This window comes from Variovorax sp. P4_D9, assembly GCF_056401695.1.
The window spans coordinates 1-5,977 of sequence record NZ_JBFUIU010000562.1 but is presented as its reverse complement, the minus strand read 5'-3'; the positions used below and the strand labels follow the sequence as shown (position 1 = coordinate 5,977).

Here is a 5,977-nt window from a genome sequence, read left to right as displayed (position 1 = left end):
GGACCGTGCCCCTCGGTGGCGGCGTCGGCAAGATCTTCCACCTGGGCAAGCTGCCGGTGAACACCCAACTCTCGGCGTACTACAACGTTGTGAAGCCGGACAACGGCGCCAACTGGCAGATCCGCGTGCAGGCGCAATTGATRTTTCCCAAGTAGCGGCCCCGTTGACGGCGCAGGACGTCGACGAGGAGGCCCCGGCGCGGCGGATCCCGATCAGGCCCGGCGGCCTGCGCGGATCAGCCTGGCCACGGCGGCCACCGCTACTTCGAGCGCGGCGCGCACGCATTGATCTGAGTCAGACTTTCCTGCAACCGGCATCGGCGGCGGGGGAGTAAGACCTACAGACCGGTGCGTCGGGCGCCACACAATAGCAGCGACATGAGCACATGCAGCCCGACGGCCGGCCACAAGAGCACGCCGCCCATGCGCTCGGCGACGCCCAGGCAGGCCAGGTACAGCACGATCAAGGCGTTGTAGATCTGCATGGCCCAGTACGCCCCCGAATCGCCCCGCGCGTGCCGCTGCACCGGCCAGCACGCGATGCCCACCAGGCGCGTGAACGCCACGGCCACCCCGCCTGCAATGCCGAGCAGGGCCAGGGCGCCCAGCGCAGGAACGATCAGCAATGCGATGCCGGTTGCGAGCTCGGTGACCGACGCGACGGCATGGACCTTGCTCAGGGTATTAAAGCTCGGGTCGCTCATGGGAAGGGCCCAGCGAAGTCCGGCGCGCGTTACGGCGCCATCCCGCACTCGATCATCTTGTTGACCACGGGCGCGGCGATCCTGTCGATGAAGGCCACGCGGGCCTTTTCATGCTTGCGAAGCAGCGCGATGGCTGCCTTCTTGGCCATGGTGGGCGGCTCCTCCTGACGCGCCTTGAGCTGCTCGCAGCTTGCACTCTCGAACTTCTTGATCACCTCGGCCGCGGCAAGGTCCAGGACCTTGCCCTCGGCCGAGGCCAGTTCCGAAGCGTTGCCGCGCCCCGGCCAGCCGCCCGCGATGACCACCATCGCCGCGACGATGACGATCGTGATCGACCTGCTTGACTTGTTCATGACCTGCTCCTCGCCTGCGCTCACGGAATCATTCCGCACACGAACATCTTGTTGAGCACCGGAGCGGCCCCCTTGTTGACGAAGGCGGCCCGGGCCTGGGCATCGTTCTGCAGGAACTCCTTGGCCTCTTTCTCCTTGTCGGTCTGCGGCGCGCCCTTCTGTGCCTTCAACTGCTCGCAGCTTGCGGCCTGGAACTTCTGGATCATCTGGCTGGCCGCGTAGTCCAGCAGCATGTTCTGCTGCGCGCTTGCGATGCCGGCGCTGACCAGGCCGCAAACGGAGATCAATGCAGCGATTTGTCTCATATGTTGCGCGCTCCCTTCAGTCCTTGGCCTTGGCGACGGCTTCCTGGACCTTCTTCTCTTCCGCCGCCGCGAGCTGCGACGGTCCGAGGTTGAAGGTCAGACGGTTGATCTTCCCGTTGAAGCGGAACGGCACCTTGTAGTCGAGCTCGTTCACACTCGTGCGGGTGTCGACCCCGACGTCGAAGGTCTCGTCGGCCGGCATCAGGAATGGCACCGTCTTCGGCACCGACAGCGTGCGAGTCGCCTTGCCGTCCACCGACAACACGCCCGTCCCCCCCTTCGCGACACCGGGACCGTCGTACTTGAAGTCGAACACGATCGTGTGCTTGCCGGCCATGAGCGGCGGCTGGTCGCCCGCCCACCTGGCCGTCAGCAGCGTCAGCATGTTGTAGGTGAAGACCGGCTGGCCCTTGAGCAGGTACAAGCCATAGCCGCCAAAACGCCCACCCAGGGTCACGAGCATGCCGTCGCCACCGCCTTGCGGAACATCGACCTCGGCCGTGATCGTGAACGACTTGTTCAGGACGTTCGGCGCATTGCCGAGCGGAATGCCCCAGTTCTCGCCGGTGTAGGTGAACACGGTCTTGCCCGCGACCGCACTCGGCCGCGGCGCGATGGCCCTGGCGAACTGCGAGTTGTCCAGCGGCAGGACCTGGTACTTGGCCGCTTCCTGGTCGAAGACCGCCTGCATCTGCTTGAGCTTGTCGGGCATCTTCGCGGCCAGGTCGTTCGACTGCGTGAAGTCCTCGGCGAGGTTGTACAGCTCCCACTTGTACTCGCTCACGGGTGGCATCGGGGCGTTCAGGACCCACGGCGCCACCGGCGGCGTCGTGTTGGCATACCAGCCTTCGTGATAGATACCGCGGTTGGAGATCAACTCGAAGTACTGGGTCGTGCGCTTCGAGGACGCCGTGGCATTCGCCTTGTCGAAGGTGTAGGCCATGCTCATGCCCTCGATCGGACTCTGCTTGATGCCGTTCACCGTGTCCGGCGCCTTGATGCCGGCGGCTTCGAGAATCGTGGGCACGATGTCGATGATGTGGTGGAACTGGTTGCGCACCCCGCCCACGTCCTTGATGCGGGCGGGCCACGAGATCGCCATGCCCTGGCGCGTGCCGCCGAAGTGCGACGCCACCTGCTTGGTCCACTTGAACGGCGTGTCGAAGGCCCACGACCAGGCCACCGCCATGTGCGGGTAGGTGGCGGACGAACCCCAGGCGTCGTAGAACTTGAGTTGCTCCTGGACCGGTACGTCGAGGATGCCGTTGTAGGCGGTGTACTGGTTGGGCGTGCCGAGCGTGGTGCCTTCGGGGCTGGTGCCGTTGTCGCCGCTGATGTAGATGACCAGCGTGTTGTCGAGCTTGCCCATGTCCTGGACCTGCTGGATCACGCGGCCGATCTCATGGTCGGTGTACGCCGTGTAGGCCGCGAACACCTCGGCCTGGCGTGCGAACAGTTTCTTCTCGTCAGCCGACAGGGTCTCCCACTTCGGCAGGCTGTCGGGCCAGTCGGTCAGCTTGGCATCGGCAGGAACGACCCCCAGGCGCTTCTGGTTGGCGAAGATCTGTTCGCGCATGACGTTCCATCCCATGTCGAACTTGCCCTTGAACTTGTCAATCCACTCCTTCGTCGGCTGGTGCGGCGAATGGCTTCCGCCGGGCACGTAGTAGACGAAGAAGGCTGCTCGGGCGATGCGGCATCGAGGTTCTTGATATGGGTGATCGCCTCGTCCGCCATGTCGGTGGTCAGGTTGTAGCTGCCTTCCTTGCCGACCCAGGGAAAGATCTGCGAATGATCGCGGAACAGGTACGGCTCCCACTGGTCGGTTTCGCCGCCCATGAAGCCGTAGAAGTAGTCGAAGCCCATGCCCGAAGGCCATTGATCGAAGGGCCCGGCCGCGCTGTACTGGAACCCGGGCGTGTTGTGGTTCTTGCCGAACCAGGAGGTGGCGTACCCATTGCCCTTGAGGATCGTGCCGATGGTCGCCTTGTCCGGCGTGATGATCGAGTCGTAGCCCGGGAAGCCGGTCGAGAGTTCGGTGATGACGCCGAAGCCGGCCGAATGATGGTTGCGTCCGGTGATCAGTGCGGCCCGCGTCGGCGAGCACAGCGCGGTGGAGCAGAACTGCGTGTAGCGCAGGCCGGCCTTCGCGACGCGGTCCAGCGCCGGCGTCGGCACGACGCCGCCAAAGGTGCCGCTGACCCCGTAGCCCTGGTCGTCGGTCATGATCAGCAGCACATTGGGGGCGCCCTTGGGCGGCACCACGCGAGGCGGCCACCAGGTCTTCGAGTCCTTCGCGCTCTCCTTGATCACGCCGCCGAACTTCGGCGGCTGGGGTGGGATCTGTGCGCCTTCGATCGTGGTCGTGGCGCTCGGCGAGCCCGGCACGCCGTTCACCTGCTGCGAGACGGCCGGTCCGGCGGCCACCATCGCCGCGACCAGCATCGCCACGGCATTCGCCGCAACGAGCGACTTGTGTCTTTGCTTGTGCATTTGACTTGCTCCTATTTTCCGGCCGCAAAGAGACGCCCAATCTCAAGGCGGACCTGCCTCACCTGCCACCTGCCCGATCGCAGCCAACAGCGAACTCCCCTGAAACGGCTTGACCAGATAGCCCGAGACGCCGCGGCGCTTCGCTTCTGCGCGCACCTCCGGCGAGTCGTGCGCCGTCATCAGAATCACCGGCGGCCAGCCTCCGCGTCCCGCCAGTTCGGAAACCAGTTCGAGGCCCGACATGGCAGGGAGCTTGAAGTCGCTGATCACGCACACCGCACCCTCGACGCCACCGGTCGCCAGCAGCGCCTCTGCCGAACCGAAGGGGACCGTTCGAAAGCCCGAGGCGGCGAGCAGTCGCCCAATGGCCTCACGCACGCTGTCATCGTCCTCCACCACAACCACCGCCTTGCCTGCAATCAACGCCATCACGGATCTCCGTGTTCAAGCTGTCATCGAGTGATCGCAAATTGGGGTCACGCGGCCATGATCCCGCGGCCCGATCGGCGGGTAAATCCGGCCGAGGGGCAAATCCGTTGCCCGAAAGACCGTCCCTATGGTGCGCTGTGGTTCAGCTTTTCGGCCAGGGCGCCGAGTTCGGCCGCCGAGTCCACACCCAGCTTGATCATCAGGTGTGCGCGTTGCGTCTTGATCGTTCGTTCGCTGCTGCCGAGTTCGTCGGCAATCTGCTTGTTCAGCTTGCCCGCGACGATGCGATCGAAGACCTCCCGTTCGCGCTCCGAGAGCATCGCGAACAGCGCCCGGACACGCGAGGCCTCGGCGCTGGCCGCCCGGCGCCGCATCGCGCTCGAGCGCGCGCTCGAGCGCCGCGAGCAAGGCCGCGCGCTGGATCGGCTTCTCGAGGAAATCCACTGCCCCGCCCTTCATGGCCTGCACCGTGGAAGGCACGTCCGCATGGCCCGTCAGGAAGACGATCGGCAACGCGACCCCGTTGTCCCGCAGCGCACTCTGCAGGTCCAGGCCCGACGGGCCGGGCATGCGGACATCGAGCAGCAGGCAGCTCGGGCGATCCGGCGGCGGATGAAGCAGGAACTCACCCGCCGATGCGTAGCCGCGGCCCTCCAGGCCCGCCATCTCGAGCAAGCGCAGCAGCGCGGTGCGCAGCGACTCATCGTCGTCGACAACATGAATCAGCGGCCTGGTGTTCATGCGAGGGCGGCGCTCGGAACGCTGCTTTCGCCGTGCACGGGCAGCGAGACGCGGAACACGGTGCCATTGCCGGGGTCGCTCTCCACCCGGATGCGGCCTCCGTGCGCCTCGACGATGGTCCGCGCGATCGACAAGCCGAGCCCCATGCCCCGGCGCTTGGTGCTGAAGAAGGAGTCGAAGAGCTTCGGGACGTGCTCGGGCGGAATGCCCCGGCCTCGATCACGCACGGTCACCGCGAGCCCGTCGGCCTCCGACTCGACCGAGACGACGATCGTGCGCCGATCCAGGGGCAGGTCCACAACAGCGTCCATCGCGTTGAGCACCAGATTGATGAGCACTTGCTGGATCTGGACCGGATCACCGAAGACCCGGCCTGCTACCTCCACATTTCGCACGACCAGTGTCACGACCCTGCGCCGCGCTTCTGCCTGGAGGATGTCACACGCATCGCTGACGATCTCGGCGAACTCGAAAGCCTGGCGCTCGATCGCCTTGTTGGACAGCAGCGTGCGCAGGCGACGAATGACATCGCTGGCGCGCAGGTCGTCCCGCCGGATGTCGCTGAGGATCATGCGCAGGTCCTCGCGCCGGTCGACATCGGCCTGGAGAATCATCTCGGCGGCTTCGGCGTTGGTCAGGATGGCCGCCAGCGGCTGGTTGATTTCATGGGCGATTGAAGCCGTCAGTTCGCCGGCGATCGCCAGGCGCGAGGCAAGGATGATCCACGCAAGTCGCTTGCAAGTCCACCGTATCAATGTACGGACAAGCTTCACTTTCGGGCAATTGCTTCGTCATGAAGCACTACCTAGTACATTAACACGTAAGTTTCGAAACGTAATGACGTCCGAGCTTGTGATCTGCATCCTGTCGAGTGAATTTCCACTCGATAGTTCGGTGCAGCGCGTTTCGATCTGCTTGCCAAGCATCGACTTCGCGCCGCAGAAGTTGCTGGC

8 protein-coding genes and 1 pseudogene are annotated in these 5,977 nt (G+C 65.0%); all 9 read right to left on the bottom strand.

Annotated features, from left to right (window positions below; translation table 11 throughout):
* Positions 1–337: 337 nt before the first annotated feature.
* Positions 338–703, bottom strand: a complete 366-nt coding sequence (locus tag AC1DY5_RS38830) for a hypothetical protein (protein WP_478119779.1) — start codon at positions 701–703, stop codon at positions 338–340.
* Between the two features lie 29 nt (positions 704–732).
* A complete protein-coding gene (locus AC1DY5_RS38825; RefSeq protein WP_478119778.1) occupies positions 733–1,056 on the bottom strand; it encodes a hypothetical protein in 324 nt (107 codons plus the stop codon).
* A gap of 20 nt (positions 1,057–1,076) precedes the next feature.
* Positions 1,077–1,361, bottom strand: a complete 285-nt coding sequence (locus AC1DY5_RS38820) for a hypothetical protein (RefSeq protein ID WP_478119777.1) — start codon at positions 1,359–1,361, stop codon at positions 1,077–1,079.
* A gap of 16 nt (positions 1,362–1,377) precedes the next feature.
* Positions 1,378–2,979, bottom strand: coding sequence for a sulfatase-like hydrolase/transferase (locus AC1DY5_RS38815; RefSeq protein WP_478119780.1), 1,602 nt, complete (start codon positions 2,977–2,979; stop codon positions 1,378–1,380).
* Entirely contained in the window at positions 2,874–3,854 is a 981-nt protein-coding gene (locus tag AC1DY5_RS38810) for a sulfatase-like hydrolase/transferase (protein WP_478119776.1), read from the bottom strand. The genes AC1DY5_RS38815 and AC1DY5_RS38810 overlap by 106 nt, the downstream gene beginning before the upstream one ends.
* 42 nt (positions 3,855–3,896) lie before the next feature.
* Complete coding sequence (locus tag AC1DY5_RS38805; RefSeq protein WP_478119775.1) at positions 3,897–4,283, bottom strand: response regulator transcription factor; 387 nt, start codon at positions 4,281–4,283, stop codon at positions 3,897–3,899.
* A gap of 125 nt (positions 4,284–4,408) precedes the next feature.
* Positions 4,409–4,657, bottom strand: coding sequence for a response regulator transcription factor (locus tag AC1DY5_RS38800; RefSeq protein ID WP_478119774.1), 249 nt, complete (start codon positions 4,655–4,657; stop codon positions 4,409–4,411).
* Between the two features lie 79 nt (positions 4,658–4,736).
* Positions 4,737–4,949 (bottom strand): annotated as a pseudogene (locus AC1DY5_RS38795) (response regulator transcription factor); the annotation flags it as partial.
* Positions 4,950–5,020: 71 nt separating this feature from the next.
* Positions 5,021–5,797: a sensor histidine kinase gene (locus AC1DY5_RS38790; protein ID WP_478119773.1), complete on the bottom strand. Its 777-nt coding sequence runs from the start codon at positions 5,795–5,797 to the stop codon at positions 5,021–5,023.
* Positions 5,798–5,977 lie beyond the last annotated feature (180 nt).

Coding starts and splice junctions, on each gene's coding strand:
- AC1DY5_RS38825 (WP_478119778.1), bottom strand. CDS start 1,056: ATGAACAAGTCAAGCAGGTCGATCACGATCGTCATCGTCGCGGCGATG.
- AC1DY5_RS38805 (WP_478119775.1), bottom strand. CDS start 4,283: ATGGCGTTGATTGCAGGCAAGGCGGTGGTTGTGGTGGAGGACGATGAC.
- AC1DY5_RS38810 (WP_478119776.1), bottom strand. CDS start 3,854: ATGCACAAGCAAAGACACAAGTCGCTCGTTGCGGCGAATGCCGTGGCG.
- AC1DY5_RS38800 (WP_478119774.1), bottom strand. CDS start 4,657: ATGCGGCGCCGGGCGGCCAGCGCCGAGGCCTCGCGTGTCCGGGCGCTG.
- AC1DY5_RS38830 (WP_478119779.1), bottom strand. CDS start 703: ATGAGCGACCCGAGCTTTAATACCCTGAGCAAGGTCCATGCCGTCGCG.
- AC1DY5_RS38820 (WP_478119777.1), bottom strand. CDS start 1,361: ATGAGACAAATCGCTGCATTGATCTCCGTTTGCGGCCTGGTCAGCGCC.